Origin of the sequence: Treponema putidum (assembly GCF_024401155.1) — a bacterium.
GTDB classification, from domain to species: domain Bacteria; phylum Spirochaetota; class Spirochaetia; order Treponematales; family Treponemataceae; genus Treponema_B; species Treponema_B putidum.
Window position 1 is genome coordinate 1,113,549 of the sequence record NZ_CP038804.1, and the last position, 19,966, is coordinate 1,133,514.

20 protein-coding genes are annotated in these 19,966 nt (G+C 36.6%); 7 read left to right on the forward strand and 13 right to left on the reverse strand.

Annotated features, from left to right (window positions below; translation table 11 throughout):
• Positions 1 to 10 precede the first annotated feature (10 nt).
• Together E4N74_RS05290 and citD are read right to left on the reverse strand one after the other, a co-directional pair.
• A complete protein-coding gene (locus E4N74_RS05290) occupies positions 11 to 880 on the reverse strand; it encodes an HpcH/HpaI aldolase/citrate lyase family protein (protein ID WP_002679317.1) in 870 nt (289 codons plus the stop codon).
• The gene (citD, locus tag E4N74_RS05295; RefSeq protein WP_044979365.1) at positions 870 to 1,145 is read right to left on the reverse strand and encodes a citrate lyase acyl carrier protein; all 276 of its coding nucleotides are present in this window, start codon (positions 1,143 to 1,145) and stop codon (positions 870 to 872) included. The genes E4N74_RS05290 and citD overlap by 11 nt, the downstream gene beginning before the upstream one ends.
• Positions 1,146 to 1,563: 418 nt before the next feature.
• Here citD and polA point away from each other — a divergent pair, with 418 nt between their 5' ends.
• The 5 genes from polA to rpiA are packed head-to-tail and all read left to right on the forward strand — an operon-like array spanning position 1,564 to position 8,127.
• Complete coding sequence (gene polA / locus E4N74_RS05300) at positions 1,564 to 4,395, forward strand: DNA polymerase I (RefSeq protein ID WP_255819201.1); 2,832 nt, start codon at positions 1,564 to 1,566, stop codon at positions 4,393 to 4,395.
• Positions 4,395 to 5,066 (forward strand): dephospho-CoA kinase, encoded by a 672-nt coding sequence (coaE, locus tag E4N74_RS05305; RefSeq protein WP_044979367.1) that lies wholly within the window; start codon positions 4,395 to 4,397, stop codon positions 5,064 to 5,066. The genes polA and coaE overlap by 1 nt, the downstream gene beginning before the upstream one ends.
• Positions 5,067 to 5,075: 9 nt before the next feature.
• The gene (locus E4N74_RS05310; protein ID WP_044979368.1) at positions 5,076 to 5,924 is read left to right on the forward strand and encodes an SPOR domain-containing protein; all 849 of its coding nucleotides are present in this window, start codon (positions 5,076 to 5,078) and stop codon (positions 5,922 to 5,924) included.
• 2 nt (positions 5,925 to 5,926) lie between these two features.
• Positions 5,927 to 7,408: a type I 3-dehydroquinate dehydratase gene (locus E4N74_RS05315; protein WP_044979369.1), complete on the forward strand. Its 1,482-nt coding sequence runs from the start codon at positions 5,927 to 5,929 to the stop codon at positions 7,406 to 7,408.
• Positions 7,408 to 8,127 (forward strand): ribose-5-phosphate isomerase RpiA, encoded by a 720-nt coding sequence (gene rpiA / locus E4N74_RS05320; RefSeq protein ID WP_255819202.1) that lies wholly within the window; start codon positions 7,408 to 7,410, stop codon positions 8,125 to 8,127. The genes E4N74_RS05315 and rpiA overlap by 1 nt, the downstream gene beginning before the upstream one ends.
• Before the next feature lie 41 nt (positions 8,128 to 8,168).
• On the opposite strand, the gene E4N74_RS05325 is transcribed toward rpiA, so the two are convergent.
• The 7 genes from E4N74_RS05325 to E4N74_RS05355 all read right to left on the reverse strand — a co-directional run bounded on the left by E4N74_RS05325 (position 8,169) and on the right by E4N74_RS05355 (position 13,656).
• Positions 8,169 to 8,885, reverse strand: a complete 717-nt coding sequence (locus tag E4N74_RS05325) for a hypothetical protein (protein WP_044979371.1) — start codon at positions 8,883 to 8,885, stop codon at positions 8,169 to 8,171.
• 227 nt (positions 8,886 to 9,112) lie between these two features.
• A complete protein-coding gene (locus E4N74_RS05330; RefSeq protein ID WP_044979372.1) occupies positions 9,113 to 10,105 on the reverse strand; it encodes a PASTA domain-containing protein in 993 nt (330 codons plus the stop codon).
• 26 nt (positions 10,106 to 10,131) lie between these two features.
• Positions 10,132 to 11,100, reverse strand: coding sequence for a methionyl-tRNA formyltransferase (gene fmt / locus E4N74_RS05335; RefSeq protein WP_044979373.1), 969 nt, complete (start codon positions 11,098 to 11,100; stop codon positions 10,132 to 10,134).
• Positions 11,097 to 11,606: a peptide deformylase gene (gene def, locus E4N74_RS05340; RefSeq protein ID WP_044979374.1), complete on the reverse strand. Its 510-nt coding sequence runs from the start codon at positions 11,604 to 11,606 to the stop codon at positions 11,097 to 11,099. Before def ends, fmt begins: the two co-directional genes overlap by 4 nt.
• A 92-nt stretch (positions 11,607 to 11,698) precedes the next feature.
• Positions 11,699 to 12,310: a hypothetical protein gene (locus tag E4N74_RS05345; protein WP_255819204.1), complete on the reverse strand. Its 612-nt coding sequence runs from the start codon at positions 12,308 to 12,310 to the stop codon at positions 11,699 to 11,701.
• Positions 12,301 to 13,041: an ABC transporter ATP-binding protein gene (locus E4N74_RS05350; protein ID WP_255819205.1), complete on the reverse strand. Its 741-nt coding sequence runs from the start codon at positions 13,039 to 13,041 to the stop codon at positions 12,301 to 12,303. Before E4N74_RS05350 ends, E4N74_RS05345 begins: the two co-directional genes overlap by 10 nt.
• 3 nt (positions 13,042 to 13,044) lie before the next feature.
• Positions 13,045 to 13,656: a biotin transporter BioY gene (locus tag E4N74_RS05355; RefSeq protein WP_255819206.1), complete on the reverse strand. Its 612-nt coding sequence runs from the start codon at positions 13,654 to 13,656 to the stop codon at positions 13,045 to 13,047.
• 150 nt (positions 13,657 to 13,806) lie between these two features.
• On the opposite strand from E4N74_RS05355, the gene E4N74_RS05360 reads away from it, so the two are divergent.
• On the forward strand, positions 13,807 to 14,238 hold the full coding sequence (locus E4N74_RS05360) for a bacteriohemerythrin (protein ID WP_044979378.1): 432 nt from the start codon (positions 13,807 to 13,809) through the stop codon (positions 14,236 to 14,238).
• A gap of 22 nt (positions 14,239 to 14,260) precedes the next feature.
• Here the strand turns inward: E4N74_RS05360 and E4N74_RS05365 are convergent, their stop codons facing one another.
• Genes E4N74_RS05365 through E4N74_RS05375 form a run of 3 tightly spaced genes read right to left on the reverse strand, consistent with a single transcriptional unit; the run spans position 14,261 to position 17,214 of the window.
• Positions 14,261 to 15,538: a hypothetical protein gene (locus tag E4N74_RS05365; RefSeq protein WP_255819211.1), complete on the reverse strand. Its 1,278-nt coding sequence runs from the start codon at positions 15,536 to 15,538 to the stop codon at positions 14,261 to 14,263.
• Positions 15,539 to 15,597: 59 nt separating this feature from the next.
• Entirely contained in the window at positions 15,598 to 16,878 is a 1,281-nt protein-coding gene (locus E4N74_RS05370) for a fibronectin type III domain-containing protein (RefSeq protein WP_255819212.1), read from the reverse strand.
• A gap of 42 nt (positions 16,879 to 16,920) precedes the next feature.
• Positions 16,921 to 17,214, reverse strand: coding sequence for an RpnC/YadD family protein (locus E4N74_RS05375; RefSeq protein ID WP_049992362.1), 294 nt, complete (start codon positions 17,212 to 17,214; stop codon positions 16,921 to 16,923).
• Positions 17,215 to 17,456: 242 nt separating this feature from the next.
• Here E4N74_RS05375 and E4N74_RS05380 point away from each other — a divergent pair, with 242 nt between their 5' ends.
• Positions 17,457 to 18,218 (forward strand): hypothetical protein, encoded by a 762-nt coding sequence (locus E4N74_RS05380; protein ID WP_255819213.1) that lies wholly within the window; start codon positions 17,457 to 17,459, stop codon positions 18,216 to 18,218.
• 15 nt (positions 18,219 to 18,233) lie between these two features.
• On the opposite strand, the gene E4N74_RS05385 is transcribed toward E4N74_RS05380, so the two are convergent.
• Entirely contained in the window at positions 18,234 to 19,952 is a 1,719-nt protein-coding gene (locus tag E4N74_RS05385) for a leucine-rich repeat domain-containing protein (RefSeq protein ID WP_255819214.1), read from the reverse strand.
• Positions 19,953 to 19,966 lie beyond the last annotated feature (14 nt).

Sequence of the window (19,966 nt, forward strand, 5' to 3'; positions counted from 1 at the left end):
CTCTTCCTCCCTATTTTATCAAGCCCCAGTTTTTGGCAGAATCATAAAGAGCTTGAGCCCTCTTGATAACCGGTAAGTCGACCATCTTTCCCTTAAAGCTGAATACGCCTAAGCCCTTTTGTTTGGCTTCTTCAGCGGCCTGTAAAATAGCCTCGGCCCTTTCAATTTCGGCACTTGAAGGAGAAAATATTTTATGAATCTCTTCGACCTGACGGGGATTGATAACCAATCGGCCGGAAAATCCTATGCTTTTACTAAAGGCCGTATCGAGCCTTAGCCCCTCAAAGTCTTCTACATCCGTAAAGGGGGTATCAAGGGAATCCAAACCATAGGCATGGGCGGCTGTCGTCAAACTAAAGCGGGCATATTCCAGTTCTTTTGAAAGACGGGTACGCTGAATCCCCATATCGACCGAATAATCTTCGCCGCCTAAAAGAAGGCCTTGAATTAGCGATGAGGCCTTGGCTATCGAATTTACATCCATAATTCCGCGGGCGGATTCTACCAGCATAAGAAAGCTGAAATTCTTAGTGATATTATGTGCCTTTTTTATCTCGTTTATTTTTTGCTCGACAGAGTGAACTGCATCGACCGAAGCCTTAGGGATTACGATTCCGTCCGGAAGAACCGGAATAATAGCTTCCAAGTCTTTTTCCCAATAAGGGGAATCGATGGGATTTATTCTGACAGTAATTTCGGAATGGGTAAACTTTAAAAAGGAAAGAGCATTCCGTACCAGCGTACGGGCCGAATCTTTTTCATCGAGTGAGACGGCATCTTCCAAATCATAGATGATGGAATCAGCTCCTAAAATATCGGCCGATACCAACATTCCCGGGTTATTACCGGGCATAAAAAGCATACTTCTTCTATTTTTCATTTGCGCGCCTCAATGCTGTTTCTACACGGGCCTTGATCGTACAATCTAAAGCACCCTTGTCTTCGATAAAGAGTTTGGCATTTTTTACTTCAAACTCATCCAAAACTTCCTGCACAATTTTTTTTATTTGTGCACCGAATTCGTTTAAAACAGAGCTTTTTAAATCAAGCTCAATACCGTCCTCCGGTTTTAAGGACGGTTCAACACGGACAAGGCAATCATTTGATTGGAGTGTTCCGCAAACCGCTTCTCGTTTTATTTGCATAGATACCCCTTAAATTTTGATATGACAAGATTATATCAATATAAAAGGAATAAGTCAATCTTGGGAAAGGAAGACGGTTTTAATATAGAATCAGCCGAACGCGTAAGAGCGTAAAACAGCATTGATTTTGTTTTATAACCTTTACCTTTTTTTCTATACGCTTACTGTCAAGAAACACACGAGCAGCTATTTTGAATGAAATACTGTCATGCTTTTTTATGTTAGCTTCATTTTTGATCTCACCTCATTCAAAAATCACTTCTAAACTCCCTTATAATTTATAGTATATATGCTATTGTACACATAGTCAAGAATTACAGGGCTTTTCTAATAAAAATAACAATATAGCCTGCATTTAATGCTTGCATTTAAAGGCTTTTACATAGTATAATTCTTTCCCGAACGGAGGTCTTAATTTATGAAAGATATAATCTATGTTTTGGATGCCTACGGGCTTATTTACCGCTCTTACTTTGCCTTTGTTTCAAGACCTCTTACAAACTCTAAGGGCGAAAACGTTTCGGCCATTTTCGGCTTTTTTAAAAGCCTTCATTCCATATTTGCCGAATATAATCCTAAACTTTTTGTTACCGCACTCGACTCGGTTACACCCACCTTTAGACATGAGATGTACAAAGAATACAAGGCCACGCGGGATAAAACGCCCGATGACCTACATGCTCAAATAGACAAAATAGAAGAAATTTTAAAAACATTTAAACTTCCTACAGTCCGCTTTAACGGTTTTGAAGCCGATGATGTAATCGCTTCCATAGCCGCCCTCGCCGAAAAGGAAGATCGGGAATGTGTGATTATTTCAGGCGATAAGGACTTGATGCAGCTTGTTTCAAAAACCACGACTATGTTGAAACCGGGGAAGATAAAGGCTTGGGAAGGCTTCGATGCCGAAAACGTAAAAGAAGAATGGGGCGTTTATCCTGCCGGAATGTTAGACCTTCTTTCCCTAATAGGCGACAGTGCCGACAATGTTCCCGGCATAAAGGGGGTCGGCCCGAAAACAGCCGTAAAGCTCCTTGAAGAGTATAAAACCCTCGACGGCATTTACTCAAATACGAAAAACTTAAAAGGGGCTTTAAAAACAAAAATAGAAGAAGGAAAGGAATCGGCTTATTTTTCTAAAGAGCTCATAAGGCTCCGTTTCGATGTTCCCGTCGAAAAAGACTTAAACGCCTACTCCACTTCGCAAATGGATTATGAGGCGGCCGCCCGTCTTTTTATCAGCGAAGAGCTTCCCAATATTGCAAAACTATATTCCGAAAAAATAATTGCCGAAAAAGCCCTGTCTAAACATGAAAAAAATGAGACTTCTTCAAAAGAAAACTTAAAACAAGAAACCGGTCTTTTTGAAAATTCTGAACAAACTTCTCCCGAAATGCTCCCGCAAGAATTAGGAACAGGAGAAGAAATCTCCCTTCCTCAAAACAAGGGTGATTACAAACTTGTAGACGAAGCGGAAGAACTTTTTAAAATAGTAGACGAGGCCTTAAAACAGGGGCTTGCAGCCTATGACTGTGAAACTACAAGTGAAGATCCTCTAAATGCAGAAGTCTGCGGATTCTCCATTGCCCTAAAAGAAGGAGTGGCCTATTATTTTCCTTTAAAGGCTCCCTGCCCTGAACTGGGAGAAGAAGCCCCAAAACTAATAGCCTTTAAGGATGCAAAAAAGGCGGTAACAAAACTATTTGACTCAAAGATGACCCTCATAATGCATAACGGTAAATTCGACATTCAAGCCGCCCTTTCGTCAAAACTTGCAAACTGCATTTCGGCAAATCTTTTTGACACAATGGTCGCCGCATGGCTTTTGGATCCCACCCGCTCTTCTTACGGTATGGATAAACTTGCAGAAAGCATTTTAAATGTAAAAACCATCCGGTTTAAGGAAGTCGTAAAGGACAGGCAAAACTTTTCGGATGTTCCTTTAAAAGAAGCCTGTCCCTATGCTGCCGAAGATGCCGACATAACATTCCGGTTTTATAAAAAATTTTTACCCCTCTTAAAAAAGAATAATTTGGAAAAGCTCTTCTTTGATCTTGAAATGCCCATAACAAAACTTTTAACCGAGATGGAAATAAAGGGTATCTTTTTAAAGGGTGAAGAACTTACTGCCTACTCAAAAGAATTGGGAATAGAACTTGAAGAATGTGAAAAGGATATTTACCGGCTTGTAGGCCATGAATTTAATATAGCCTCGCCTAAGCAGCTTCAAGAAGTCTTATTTGAAGAAAGAAAACTGCCCACCAGCAAAAAAACCAAAACGGGCTATTCTACGGATACTTCAGTCCTTGAAAACCTTGCTTCGGAGGATCCCGTACCTGCAAAAATCTTAGATTACAGAGCTCTTGCAAAGTTAAAATCCACATACACCGATACCCTTCCCAAGATGACGGACAAAAACGGAAGAATCCATACAAGTTTTATTCAAACAGGAACAGCCACAGGCCGCCTTTCAAGCCGAGACCCTAATTTACAAAATATCCCCATAAGAGGAAACGAGGGGCGGAAGATAAGGGAAGCCTTTCAGGCGGAAAAGGGGCGGGTTCTTATCTCTGCAGATTATTCGCAGATTGAGCTTGTAATCCTTGCCCATCTTTCAAAGGATCAAAACCTAGTAGAAGCCTTTAATAAAGGAATCGATGTTCACGCCAAGACTGCAAGCCTAATCTTTGCTGTAGACATAAAAGATGTAACTCAGGATATGAGGCGCATAGCAAAGACCATAAACTTCGGCGTAATGTACGGGATGAGTGCATTCCGCCTCGCTTCTTCTTTAAGAATTCCCCGAAAAAGAGCCGATGAGTTTATAAAGGCCTATTTTGCAACCTATTCGGGTGTATCCGGCTTTATGGCTAAAGTTTGTCAAGAAGCCGAACAAAGAGGCTATGTAGAAACCATAATGGGAAGAAGACGATACCTTCCGGCTATAAACAGCAAAAACAAGGTGGAAAAGGCCGGAGCCGAACGAATCGCGGTAAACACCCCAATTCAGGGCACAGCCGCCGATATAGTAAAACTTGCAATGCTTGAAGTCGATAAGGCTTTAAAAAAACAAAAACTTGATGCTTCCATACTTTTACAGGTTCATGATGAGCTTATAATAGAGGCCGCCGAAACCGAAAGAGAAAAAGTTATGTCCCTCGTAAAAGAAAAAATGGAAGGCGTCATCAAACTTTCGGTGCCTTTAAGGGTAAGCATAGAATCGGGAATGAGCTGGGGAGAGTTCCACTAATGGATAGTGTTTCAAACAGCAGGCAAAGTCGGCAAAGCCTTGGTGTACCCTCAGAACCGATTTTAATAGGGCTTTCAGGCCCTTCTTGTTCGGGTAAAAACACGGCAAGTGCTATTTTAAAAGACTACGGCTTTTATTGTATTGATGCCGATGCCGTTTCAAGAAAAGTTTTTGCAGAAAATCAAAACGAAATTTTAAATCTCTTTCAGGCTGAGGCCGAAAAACGAGGCATAAATTTAAAAAATGAAAAAGGCATCGACAAAAAAGCCTTTGCCCTCTTGGTCTTTTCGGATGAAGACCTCTTAAAAAAACACGAAGCCTTTATTCTTCCGATAATTGAAGAAAAAATATGGGAAGAAATTAAAAAGGCCTTTAGTGAAAAACCTGAGCGTCCTATTCTTTTAAACGCTCCGACTCTTCACAAGACGAGCCTTATCAAAAAATGCCTTTTTATATTGTACATAGATGCTCCTTTTATTTTAAGGCTCATAAGGGCAAAAAAAAGGGACGGGCTTCCCTTAAAAAATATAAGGCTAAGATTTTCAAAACAAAAGAAATTCTTTTCTCAATACTTTTTTTTAAATGCCGATACAATAGTAGTAAAGAACTCTTGGTCTTCTTCAAGTTTAAAAAGAAAGCTATTGAAAGAAGTGAAAAAAAGAGGTTTTTGAGGTTGATTTATGGAACAGAAAAAAATTTTATGGATAGTACTTTTTATTTCATTGTTTGCTTTAATTATCTTCGGTGTAGGTTTATACCTGTATGCTCCATTCCGTAATAAAAGCACCATGACTGCGGCACAAGTATCCGATTTAGGCAGAATAGAAGCCGACAAAACGGATACAAATGTTGATCCTCTTCAATGGACACGAAATCCCGACTCAATTCCTCCGCTTGAATCGGAGTCTCCCACTCTTGTAAATATTGCAAACAATATAACCGTTGTAAACGGTGAGGGCCAACCGGGGAAAACTGAAACTTCAATAAATGTAAGCGACTTAACGAATCCTCAAAAAGATGAAAAAACGGCAAGTTTACCAGATAATCTCGCAGAAAATTTAAACATAAACCAAGACGCCGGCAAAAACCAAGAAAGCGGTAAACAAACTTCCGAAACCGAAACTCAGGCTTCTCCTGCCAAAACAGATAATAAAAATACAGGTGTAGCTTCGGTAAAAGGTCTTAGCTCAAATACAACTCAAAAGCCTAAAGCCGAAACCACGACGGCTAAAAAAGCAGAAAAACCGGTTGCCAAAAAAAGCCCTGAGCAAAAGACGGTTTCCACACTGTACTGGGTTCAAACAGCTTCTTTGACAAGCCGCTTAAATGCAGAGGCGGCAAGAGATACTCTCACTTCAAAGCATATGAAGGCGGAAATTTTCACCAAAGAAACAGCTACAGGACTTACTCACCGTGTAAGAGTCGGCCCCTTTAAGAACAAAACCGAGGCTGAATATTGGCTTAAAAAAATAAAAGAAATTAAGGGTTTTGAAGGCAGTTATGTAACACAAGACAGAAAAAAAAGCTGATTATGTCTACAAAGGTATGTCTTGTTTTAACTGAAAAAACTATCGAAAAAAATCTTTCTGCACTGGAAAAATATAAAAAATTTATCGATATTGCAGAACTTCGCGTAGATTATCTCAATCAAAGCGAAATACTCTCTTTAAGAAAATTTCCGGAGCGGGCCGGAATCCCCTGTATTTTAACCGTAAGGCGTAAGTCTGACGGAGGAAACTTTACAGGGGGAGAAGGATCCAGAATGACGATCTTTGCCCGCGGTCTTGCCTATGCAAACTCCGACCCGATAAAAAACTTTGCTTATATCGATTTGGAAAGCGATTTTAACTCATCGGGAATCGAAGAAGCGGCAAGAGCCTTTGATATTAAAATTATAAGAAGTTTACACTGCAAAACTCCGGTAAAGAATATAGTAAAAACTGTAGAGGGTCTAAGCCGCTTTGAAACAGACATTCCCAAGTTGGCATTTACTGCGAATTCCATAAGCGATGTTTCAGAACTTTTTAAAGCTTCAAAACTGATAAAAAATGAACAATATATCTTATCAGTAATGGGCCCTTACGGTTTAACTTCTCGTATTCTATCAAAGAAATTAAATTCCCAAATTGTTTATACATTTACTCCGGAATATATAAAGAAAAACAAACTTGAAAAAGAACTCATAGATCCTGAAACCTTAGAAGACTTATACGGTTTTTCAAAAATTAATAATAATACAAGCATCTATGGAGTTATAGGCAACGATGTAAACACAAGTTTAAGTCCGAAAATTCACAATAATGGTTTTAAAAGAAAAGGTATTGATTCGGTTTATATTCCCATATCGGCACTATCCTCTAAGGAAGCTCTGGACTTTGCAAATATTCTTAATATAAAAGGTCTTTCGGTTACGGCTCCTTTTAAAAGAGAAATTATATCCCAAATAAATTCTATATCCGATGATTCAAAATTTGTCGGCGCCGTAAATACCCTGATAAATGAAAACAAAAAATGGTTCGGCTATAATACAGATGTTGACGGCTTTCAGCAGGCTTTAATAGAGTTCTTAAATGAAAAAGACTTACGCAAATATAAGGTTGCTATTATAGGAGCCGGAGGAGCTGCCAGAGCTGTTGCAAAAGTAATAAGCTCTCTCCATGGAAAAGCCTGTATCTTTAACCGTACGGCCGAAAAAGCCAAAGATATAGCCGAAAAATATAAATTTAAATGGGCTCTATTGGACCCGATAAATATAAAACAGCTTTATGTTTTTTCGGAACTGATAATTCAAACCACAAATGCAGGTATGGAGCCTGACATAGATATAGACCCTCTTAATTTTTATACCTTTACGGGAAAAGAAAAAGTATTTGAACTAATTTACAGGCCCGAAACTACTAAGTTATTAAAAAGGGCAAGGACGGCCGGATGTCAGGTTTGTAACGGCTATAAAATGCTTGAGTATCAAGCCTATCATCAGTTTAAAGCCTTTGCAGGAAAGGAGTATTTATAATGGATATCTCGGAACTTAAAAAAAAGGTTGCCTATCATGCAATCGACACTCTTTTTTCCGAAGGGAAAATTTTTGACGGAATAAAAATAGGACTTGGAACAGGTTCGACGGCTTTGTCGGCTGTAAACCGTATAGCGCAATTATTGTCGTCAAAAAAAATAAACACAATTTTTGCCGTACCGACAAGTTTTCAAACCTCAATCGAATGTGAAAAATTAGGCATTCCTGTCTATTCTTTAAGCTCAAAAAAAATAGGAGGTTCCTTAGACCTTGCCATAGACGGAGCAGATGAAATCGATCCCGATAAAAACTTAATCAAGGGAGGAGGAGCTGCCCTTCTTAGAGAAAAAATAATAGCATATAATTCAAAAGAATTTGTTGTTATTGCCGATGAAAGAAAAAAAGTTAAGTCCATTGGCAAAGGATTTGCCCTCCCTATAGAAATTATACCGGAAGCACGTTTAAGTATTACTAAGATTCTTGAAGCTCAAGGCATCGAAGTAGTATTACGTGAAGGTGTAAAGAAAATGGGCCCTGTTGTTACCGACAACGGAAACTTTATAATCGATGTAAGATGGCCGAAAGAAGCCGGCGTAGATCCCAAAGTCTTGGAAGAAAGTTTAAATAAAATTACCGGTATAGTAGAAAACGGATTTTTTACTAAAAATACTCCGCGAGTCTTTATCGTACATCAAGACGGAAAAATAGAAGATTTATAAAATAAGCCCTTGCGGTTTATATTCAGGTTTATTTTCGTTTATTAAAAACCGTCATAATTTACCTTATCCTCTTCAGAATTTTCAGTATTTTGGTTTTCAGTTTTTTGTGAAGGCTCAAAACGTTCAAAATCTTTTTGCATATCTTCTACAATTTTAACAAGATTTTCTTGTTTTAAAAGTTCAATAAAGTCCTCGCATTGAGCAGGGGAAAAAGCCAATCTTAAAGCAGGGCTGCTTGCATCATCCTTCTCTCCTACCGCTTTTGTACTGGCATTACCTAAGATAAAATAAGGCCGATTTTCCGATAACAATTGATATTCAGCCCTCAATGTAGGTTCTGCCTCATGTGCGCCTCCGCCGAAAAGTCCCCAAGTCATATAAACCTTTGTCTTCCCGAAAAAAGCTTTTTTCTTAGCGTTAGCGGCACTCAAATTTTTATCATTATAAGAAGACAGATAGGTTTCCATTGCCTTAATCAATATTTCCCTATCTCCCTGATCTAAAAATATTTCAACCTTATCAACCATAAATTTATGCTGAATCGATATAATATTTGTACGTGGAAAAAAAGTAAATTTAAATTCGGTAGGCTTTATCTCTTCCTTTATTCTTGTAACGGTTCCGGCCATAATGGTTCCCAATTCTACAGGGGAAAAATCTCCTAAAAAATTAGGATCATTTTTGGGTACTGTTTTACATGAACCCAAAATAAGCAAAAACATAATTAAACTTAAAATACTTAAAAATTTTCTATTCATTCTATACCTCTAATAAAAACTTTTTGCAGCAAATATCAATTTGCGAAAAAAGTTTTTTCACGCAGTTTGTTTACAAACTGCATACAATAATGCGACGTTTGCCTGAAAGGCAAACTCGGCAGATAAACAGAGAGGCACCATTTGTGCCGAACTGTTTATCTGACCTCTAATAATTTATTTTACAGAATACTCTTCATAAACAATATGAGCTATACCTTAGTTACAAGCTATTGTTTTACTTCAAACATTTGTACCTGTTTATTTAATACAGTCAGGACAAGAACCGTTCCTTGGGGAAGTCCATAAGGAATATCGCATTTTCCGCCCTGATGATTAAAACTTATAAGCTCTGCCCTTTTTCCGTCAGGATATACGGCATCTACCGTAACTTTTACAGGATAAGGGTACTTCGGCAAAATAGGAGAATATAGACCGTAAATCATTTTCTCAGTCGACTCAGGAAACTGTAAACCTAATTCTATTTGAGAATAAGCATCTACAGAAGAATCGGCAGGTTCACTTTGGCTTACAACTAATGGAGTTTCCAAAGCGGAATTTATTTCAGCTTTTATAGTAAACGAAATTTTATTTTGAGATATTGCAGAATAAATATCGTTAAGTTTAAAGCCTTCCATGTTAGGAACGGAAACTTTTTCATTTTCAGGCCCCTTGCTCACTATGAACTCTATTAAAATTTCTTCCGAAATCTCAGTGTCAGGAGAAGGATTTTGCTCCAAGATAGTGCCGGCAGGAATTGAACTTGCTTTATACATAATAGGTTCTTTTATGGAAATTAACTGTTTTCGCCCCGCAGTAAAAAGAGAAGCAAAATGCTGTTGTACATCAGATATGGTTTTTCCTACATAATTTTCTACCCTGTCAAGAACGGCACCGCTGCTTACAACGATATTTATTCTTTTACCTGCTTTAACGATAGTACCTGCCGGAGGACTTTGCTCTAAAACTTTTCCGGCATCCTCAGGATTATCTGAAAATCTTAGTTGAAGACGGGGATAGAGTTCTTTGACTTGAAGTTTAAGAACCGCATCTTCAAATTTTTCGCCTTCAATATTAGGAACCAAAACTTGATCGGCAGTTTTTACCGACATAAAAAACACTATTGTGGAAATAAGGATAAAAAACAAAACCATTACCAAAGAGGTAACAACTATTACTTTTCCGTTACCCTCTATACTGTCTGAAATATTATCGAGTCCCATTGATTACACCATCCATATCTTAAAATTTATGTTTCAAAACCGCCGTCCAAAAAATCGGATGAGCCGTTTAAAAAGTCTTTCCATTCAAGCTTTTTTTTAGCCTGTTTTTGCAATACCGAAACAGCAAGTATTCCATTCCCTGTTTGAACTAAAATACCCCGTTTTTTATCTGTTCCCAGTATTGTACCAAATTTTTTATTTTTTGTCATTTCATTTGAAGCCCCATCATATAAATCGGCTTCAATTATGTTTATTTTTTCACCCTTTTTAAAGGTAAAGCAGCCCGGCCATGGGGTAAAGGCTCTTATTTTTCTTTCAATTTCTTGGGCTGACTTTGACCAATCTATAAGCCCGTCTTCTTTTTTTAGCATTGAACAATAAAGAGCTTTCGCCTCTTCTTGAGGTTTTGCCGTTTTTAATTTATTTTCAAAATCAGAAAGCACATCACGCAAAAGCGGGCAGCACTTACCGGAACAATCAGCTAATAGGCTTTCGGTAGTTTCGGAATTGTTTAAAGGAATTTCAAGCTGTCCTAAAATATTTCCCGAATCCGTTTTTTGAGCAAGGGTTTGAATTGTTATCCCGGTAACTCTATCTCCCGCCAGTATAGCTGCAGGAACGGGAGCAGAGCCCCTCCACCTAGGTAAAAGAGAGGGATGAATATTTATTCCGCCCAACGGAAAAACGGCCATAGTCTTAGGCCCGAAAATTTTACCGTAGGCAAAACAAACCAAAAGATCGGGCTTTAAAGTTATAAGCTCTTTTCTAAATTCTTCATCAAGTTTTTGGGGCATCAAAACAGGAAAATCTTCCGGTAAGGTCCCTTCTTTTATAAGCTCTTTTACTGCAGCCGCTATTTCGGAATCCCGTATCTTTTTGTTCCGCCCTGCCGGAGCCGGAGGATTTGTCAAGACTCCGCAAAGGTCAAATTCTCGAGCTATTAAATTTAAAGCCGGAACGGCACAGGAAGGGGTTCCTGCAAAAAAGATTTTCATCTCAGACGGATCCTCTTTTTTAAAGAAAGAGCCTTTTTATGTTCAAACCTTTCGATCGCCTCGGCTTTTTTTTCTTCACTTAGACGGTCTATAAAAAGGATTCCGTTTAAGTGATCATTTTCGTGTTGAATAACTCTGGCAAGAAGGCCTGATGCATCTATGGTTTTTATTTTGCCCTCAATATCCAAAAACTGAACTCTTACCGAAGACGGACGCATAACATTATCATAGACATTCGGTATGCTCAAACAGCCTTCTTCCATCAAACACATTTCCTGAGATGTTTCGATAATTTCAGGATTTATAAAAATATATTTTTGTTCGTTTATAAATACGATAAAAAGTCTTATGTTTTCTCCTACTTGAGGAGCGGCTAAACCTATTCCGTTTTCTTTTTTTACGGTAACAAACATTTCGTCCACAAGTTTTTTGATATTTTCATCTATTGTTTCAACAGGTTTGGATACTTCCCTTAAAGTTTCCACTCCTAAATATAACACTTTCATAGAGTATAATTATACAAAATAAGAGCTAAGCCGTCAACTATGCGGTAAATTTTTTATCGATGTAGAAATAACGCTTAAAATTTTCCAATCCTTCACTCAAACCCAAAACTCTGTTTCCTATTTTTTAGTGCATATAAAAGTTTTTTCCCCTTATAAAGGGCTTCGGAAATAAAAATCGGAAAAAGTTTAAAAATTTTTAAAAGGCTTTTTTTACCTCCCCTTGCTTTCCAAGAGTAATCCAGCTTTGTCCAAATAGAAAACAAAAGAGGAATGAAAAACAAGAAAAGAGAAAATAAAACCGACATCCTAAAGGGTAATTTTTTTTCCAGAGTTTCCTTTAATTGAAGAGAGCTTGTGGTATTAAAAAAAAGGGAACTTATCTGCATAAGGCAGATGAGTTTTAAGATAAGAAATGTCAAATCTTTTATGCTGCTTTCCGTTTTTATAAAAACTGAAAAAACATGGAGGCTTACAAGAAGCAGACAATAAGGCAGGATAGGTTTAAAATCCCGTAATTGCTCTAAAAACGTGAAGCCTATAAAACGGGCAAAAAAAACAAAAAAAACCGAAAAAAACGGAACATAATTAGGAAAAAAACAGATCAGGGCTGTAAACCCGAAAAGAAAAAACAGTTTTAAAAGAGGGGACATCTTATATAAAAAGCTCGTTCCCCTCCGGTAAGAAAATAAGGGTCTTATATCCAAATTAAATCCTCCCTCTTTGTATATGAAGTAAGCGGAGGTCTTATACTCCATTCTTTTAGGTTTTGCTTTAAGCCCTCTTCAGCAGTCCCGTCAAAAACCTTTTTCCCCTGATGGAGAACTAAAAACCTATCGGCAAGGGCATAGCATTTTTCAAGCTCGTGGCTTAAAAGAAGAAGGGTATAGTTTTCGGTCTTTAATTCTTTAATAAGGGTGTTGACCTGCACTACCCCTTCATAATCCAAATTTGCATAGGGCTCATCAAAGATGATTAAGGGAAACCTCATAGCTAAAATTCCTGCAACACAAAGCCGCCTCTTTTCTCCTCCAGACAAGGAACGGGAAGAATAATATCGCTTATCCTTTAAGCCGGTTTTTTCCAAGGCTTCTTCCAATCTTTTTTTCCTTTCTTCCTGCGGCAGTTTTATATTTTTTAGCCCGAACATAATATCTTCCTCAGGTGTTTCTCCCAATATCTGTAAGCCGGAGTCCTGAAAAACTATGCCGCATCTTTCTTTTACGTCTAAAATTCCTGATGAGGGTCTTATAAGTCCTGCAATAATCGACATAAGAAGAGTTTTTCCCGAACCGTTTGCCCCCGAAATAAGAAGACACTCTCCCTTAAAGGCGCTCAAAGAAATTTCGTCCAAGGCCTTAAAATTAACCGTTCCGTCAAAAGAGCTTTGAACAAAGGTCTTGGTTATATTTTTTAAGCTTATAATTTCTTCTTTCATAGTTTAAGAAGATGCCTCTAAAAAATATCTTGCCGTTACGGGACGCAATTTATAAATTAAAGCGGAAACCAATATCATCTTGATAAAATCCCCCGGCAAATAAGGAAGGCAGGCAAGGCTCAAGGCTTCAAAAAGCCCCCTGTTTGTAATCTGCATAAATCTTGCTATCCCAAAAACATAAATAAGAGCAAAGCCCGAAAAAGAGGCTGCAATTATTTTTAAATAGTTTATTAACTTAATGCTCTTACTTTTCCCTGAAGAAACTAAGGCAAGGTCTTTTGCCCCCGGCCTTCTAAAAAAAATAATCAAAAAAGCGGCTGCTGCGAGATAACCTATTAAAAAGCCTCCCGTAGGCCCTACAAGATGAGCTAGGCCTCCCCTGCCTCCAGAAAAAACTGGAAGGCCGATCAAACCGGCAGTCAAAAAAAGAGCTGTTGAAGCCGTCCCGTAAAGCCCTCCTAAAAGCCCCGATGCCAAAATAGGCATCATGTTTTGAAGCACTATGGGAACGGGAGTCCCGGGAAGCGGAAATGCTATAAAACCGCTTATGGCAATAAGGGCTGCAAAAAGCGGAACAAAAACCGGCATAATCGATAGTTTAAAATTTGAGCTCATATTTTCTCCAAATCAAATTGATAACCAAAATATATAACTAGGGTAACAATTTAAGAGGCCTATGTCAAGGCCATCTTAAGATTTTTATATACACGGAAATCAATATGATTCTTCCCTTGACTTTTTTTTGTAATAGGTTAAAATACCTTTATGAGTGAAATTAAAAATTTTGAATGGGAAGACTCCTTAAGCGTAGGTTATAACACAATCGATTTACATCATAAAAAACTTTTGTCCATAATGGGGCAGTTTAAAGATTTACTTGAGTTGCCGCAAGAAGAATATAAATTAAAAATCGGTAAAGTGATAAAAAATTTATCCGACTACACATATTATCATTTTACCGAAGAAGAAAAAATTATGAAGGAGTATGAGTATCCTGAACTAAAAGAACATACATCCATACATAATTCTTTTATAAAAAAAATAAAGGAAGCGATTGTGCCTCTAGCCTCAGGAAATATCGAAACAGGACGCCAATTCTATGATTTTTTAGGCAGGTGGCTTGTTGAGCACATCGCCGGAGCGGATCATAAGTGGTCGGAATACATCCACCGGAACAATCCTGAAGCCGAATTTTAATCATTTTTCTTGTATTTAAGCCCTACTTATACTCATCCTTTACATAAGAATCTGGCGAGTTTTTTCTTTGTTCCATTAAAGTTTTAAACCAGTCGGGGGCATTCGATAAATCGACCATGCCGGGTAGCTTTTTTTGATAGATATTTAAAAAATCTGCACAGTAAAGGAGCCATAGAACATTACCGTTTTCGCCGGCTATTGAAGCATAGTAATGGTGATGTTTATTTTCTGTTTTTAACACCTTTTCCATTCTGGTCCAAAAAATTTCATCATACTCCATCTCTTCCTTGGTGTAGTCAAAAATATTTTCACCTTTTAAAAACTTATTGGGAACCAATATCATTGTACCGTCTTCAGAAAATAAAATTTTATTTACGCTCTTACCATAATAATAGTCTATCTTATAGGTTTCAGGAAGTAAAAGTTCATATTTTGCATTTACAAAGTCGGAAGTTCCTTTAATATAGTCCTTATTTTTATCCCCGCTTCTAGGTGTTGCCCTCAGCCAATATATTTCTTTTATAACTTCGCCGGAATTATCTGCAAAAGAAATTTTAAACTCATAAGATTGAAGGTTTTGTAAATCTTTAAACACATATTTTGTACTTCCATCTGTTATAGTAACTTTCTTAGGATTATTATAGTAACTATCATCAAAACGCTCAATAATAACACCCTTTAAATATTTATTTGTAGTCCATGAAACAACGACTTCCTTGTTTCCGGCTATTACCTTGGCATTTAATGTATTTATGTTAAGCTCTTTTTCGGTTTTACCGTAATTAGGAACGGTTTTGCGGTATGCCAATACTTCTTTAAACCAGTCCGGTGCATTTGTCATATCTACCACTGAAGGAGCCTTATCTTCATAAATATTGATAAAGTCTGCAAGGTATAAAATATAAAGAACATTGCCTCCCCAATCATTAGTCTCAGCAGCATCCCAAGGCCATGGTTTTTTATTTGTGTTTAAGGCCTTATTCATTCTGATCCAAAGTTTATCATAAGAATCTGAATTTAGCGATTCAATTTCTTCTTCATCAAAGCCGAAAAGTTTTTCGGCTTCTTGATAAGACACGGGAAGCATAAGCCTTTTACCGTCTTTTGTAAATTGTATTTTCTCTGAAAGCCCCTCGGTTGTAAACCTTATTTGCTGCTCAGGTCTAAGAAACTTTTGCTCATTTTTTTCGCTAAAATAAGGTTGTTTTTCTCCCTTCCCGCTTTCAAGGGTCTCACATCCTGTAAACAAAGTACTTACAATAATTATAAATACAGCCAAACCAAAAAAATATTTTTTCATATAAAAACTCCTTATCCTCCCCGCCTGTATTGACAGGCGGAAAGAAGCATTTTTAAAATCTATTTATACTCATCCTTTACATAAGAATCGGGTGAGTTTTTTCTTTGTTCCATTAAAGTTTTAAACCAGTCGGGGGCATTCGATAAATCGACCATGCCGGGGAGCTTTTTTTGATAGATATTTAAAAAATCGGCACAGTAAAGGAGCCATAGAACGTTACCGTTTTCGCCGGCTGATACAGCAAAGTAACTAGTCTGTTTGTCTTCAGTCTTTAACACTTTTTCCATTCTTGTCCAAAAAATATCTTTATACCCCATCTCTTCCTTGGTGTAGTCAAAAATATTTTCAGCTTTTAAAAACTTGTTGGGAACCAATATCATTTTTCCGTCTTTAGAAAAGGCTATTTTATTAACATCCCTGCCCCAGTCATAACAACTTATATGATAATCTTCAGTAAGTAAAAGTTCATATTTTGCATTTACAAAGTCGGAAGTTCCTTTAATATAATCCTTATTTTTATCCCCGCTTCTGGGAGTAGCCCTCAGCCAATATGTTTCTTTTATTATCTCGCCGGAATTATCTGCAAAACTAACTTTAAACTTATAAGGTCTAAGATTTTGCAAATCCTTAAACACATATTTTGTACTTCCGTCAGTAATTGTTATTTTTTTACGATTCATATACTCATCATGATACCATTCAATAATAACACCCTTTAAATATTTATTTGTAGTCCATGAAACAACGACTTCCTTGTTTCCGGCTTTTATCTTTGCATTTAATGTATTAATGCTAAAATCTTTTTCGGTTTTACCGTAATTAGGAACGGTTTTGCGGTATGCCAATACTTCTTTAAACCAGTCCGGAGCATTTGTTATATCTACCATTGAAGGAGCCTTATCTTCGTAAACATTGATAAAATCTGCAAGGTATAAAATATAAAGAACATTTCCCGTTCCGTTGTTGGCCGAAGCAACATCCCAAGGCTTTTGTTTTTTATTTGCGTTTAAGACCTTATTCATACGATACCATAATGGATTTTCGGTCGAGGTGTCATTGAGGACTTCAATTTCTTTTTCATCAAAGCCGAAAACTTTTTCGGCTTCTTGATAAGACACGGGAAGCATAAGCCTTTTACCGTCTTTTGTAAATTGTATTTTCTTTGAAAGCCCCTCGATCGTAAACCTTATTTTTTGATCCGGTTTAAGAAACTTTTGCTCATTTTTTTCGCTAAAATAAGGTTGCTTTTCTCCCTTACCGCTTTCAAGTGTCTCACATCCTGTAAACAAAGTACTTACAATAATTGTAAATGCAGCCAAACAAAAAAAATATTTTTTCATCTAAAAACTCCTTTTTGCGGTAATTTTAACCGCAGACTAAACTTACTGCTTAATTTTAAGTCTTTCTATTTCGTTACAACTTAAACCTGTAGCTTTTGAGATATTTTCAACAGATAAACCTATATCAAGCAAGTTCTTTGCAGTTTGCATTACCCCTTCTGTAAAACCTTGTTCTCTTCCAACTTGCATTCCGGCTTGTCTACCTTCTTTCAAGCCCTCTTGTCTACCTTCTTCTAAACCTTCTTGTCTGCCATAATAGCGGGCATCCATTTCAAACCCTGAGATAAAGCGGTATTCGCTTCTCGCTTGTTCATTGCTTTTTAATTTTTCTATCATATTTTCTATCCTATTTTATCGGCTAGAGTCATTTCAAGAAAGGTTTTACACGTTTCTTCATCCTGCATGATTTTGCAAAACATAAAGTCGTCTGCGATGGTTAAATCATCAAACTTTTTCCGCATTTTTAATTACCCCTGTAAATTGATTATATCATAGAATAGGATATTTTTCAATTGTCAGGATAGACTTATTCTCATAGTATTAAACAATATGGTATAATATCGTCATTGGAGGTATTTATGGCAACAGGAAAAGTACATGATGAACACATTGCAAATATACTTGGAAAGGAATTTTCTTTAAAAAGACCGGAAGAATTAAAGCTGATTCAGGATGCGGTCTATGTTTTAATGGATGCAACCGTAAAGGATAAAAACGGAAAAAGGCTCAATGAGGCCTTGCAGCGTTTTAAGGATTGGAATATAGCCGACATAAATCCCGATGAAATTGTTGCTCCAGAAAGCTCTGCAAGTACCCACCAATACTATGCCCACATGGGCTGGGATTATAATTACGAGGTTGAAGGACTTGCCGAGCAGTTAAATACTAAAGAATGGCAAATATGGAATCTTAAACAAAAAGAGGAATTTAAAACTCATCTTTATAAGAGTCAAGTCCGTTTTAAGCTGGGTAAGGAAATTTTAATTAAAAGTATAAGAGAAATATTCCCATATTTTAATATTCAAAAAACGGAGGCTCTTGCCCGTATATTTTATTATACCCATATTTACGGAGACCTCCGCTGGAATTCCCGCCTCGATTATTTGATAGATGTCCCAGAATTTCGTGACGGCCTTATCGGCGGTTTAAGAGATTTTGCAAGTCCTAAGGATAAAGAAAAAATAAATAAGCTCATAAGTAAAATTATGCAGGAATTGCCTGACGGGCTAAAATTCACAATCCCTGCTGACGGCGATAATGCCCCAATCGAAGCATGGAAACATTGTCTGCCCTTGGATCGAACTATGGAAGCGGTGTTTGAGTATTTTAGGAGTTGGTAATAGTCAAACTAAAAACTACTTGGTTCCGTCATAATTTTCAGTTTCATCTTTATCATTTATAATTTTTTTCACATCCCAATCCTTAGCCTTAGCATTATCAACATTAAGCTTAGTGCATATATTTTCTTCGATAGGATTTTCAGCTGTAGGATAAACAACAACAAGGGTTCGAGCTTTGCCCTCAGATGTAGTCCCGCTTGTAAGGGACCCAATTAAGGCATCCATATTTTTACCTTTAATTTTATTTTGATGACACCATAACTCTTGTAATTTAGAACATTTTGATACATCAAGTTTTGCAAGTTGATTTTCATGACAAGCTAATATTTCTAAATTTTTAAGACTTGAAACATCAAGAGAGGCTAGTTGATTAGTGCCGCAACTTAATATTTTCAATTTTAGATTCTTTGATATGTCAAGTTTAGGCAATTGATTTTCGTAACAACCTAATGTTTCTAAATCTTTAAGACTTGAAACATCAAGAGATTTTAACTGATTATTTCCGCAATTCAATAATGTCAAGTTTGGATTCTTTGCTACATCAAGCTTAGTCAATTGATTTTCATAACAGTATAATTCTGTCAACTCGAAAAGATTTGATATATCAAGAGATGTTAGTTGATTATTACCACAATTCAAGAATGTCAGCTTTGTATTTTTTGATATATCTAAATCACTCAATTGATTTTCATAACAGTATAATTCTGTCAATTCGGTAACTTTGGATATATCTAATACATTCAGAGGATTATAACTACAACTTAATGAGGTCAAATAGGGATTGTTTGATACATCAAGCTTTTGAAGCTTATTGTTATTACATTCCAATGTTTTCAAGTTTTTATTATTTGATACATCAAGTTTACCCAACTGATTTTCATTACAACCTAACATCTCTAAATTTTTAAGATTTGATACATCAAGAGAGGCTAGTTGATTATTACCACAACTTAATGTTTTCAATTTTGGATTCTTTGATATGTCAAGCTTAGTCAATTGATTTTCATGACAACCCAATGTTTCTAAATTTTTAATATTAGATACATCAAGCTTAGTCAACTGATTTTCATAACATCTTAGGTCTATTAAATCCTTAAGATTTGAAATATCAAGAGAAGTTAGCTGATTAGTGCCACAACTTAAAAATGTCAAGTTTGAATTCTTTGATACATCAAGCTTAGTCAACTGATTTTCATAACATCTTAGGTCTGTTAAATCCTTAAGATTTGAAATATCAAGAGAGGTTAACTGATTAGTGCCACAACCTAAATTTATCAGGTTTGGATTCTTTGATACATCAAGTTTAGTTAACTGATTTTCATAACAATACAAATTTGTCAATTCAGGAGACTTCGATACATTAAGTTCGGTTATCTGATTGTTTCCGCAATCTAAATATGTTATTTTACCGTAAATACTAATTATTTGGGCATTTATAACATATTCAGCTGTACCATCATCATCAGAAGATAGAAATTTTACGATATTTTCATTTTTATCCCTTTGTCCGTTATTATTTAAATCTATCCAGACATCTGTTTGATTTTCAGTATCAGCATATATAATAAGAGTAAGAGTACTGCCTATCTCTTTTGATGTGGCAAAGCATATTACAGGTTCATTAAAATCTCTTGTTCCTACAGCCTGTACATTCTGACAAGCTGAAATTCCCAATGATATCAAAATCATCAAAAGTATAGTAAAAAATTTTATTAATATACTCCTTTTTTTCATATAAAATCCTCCAT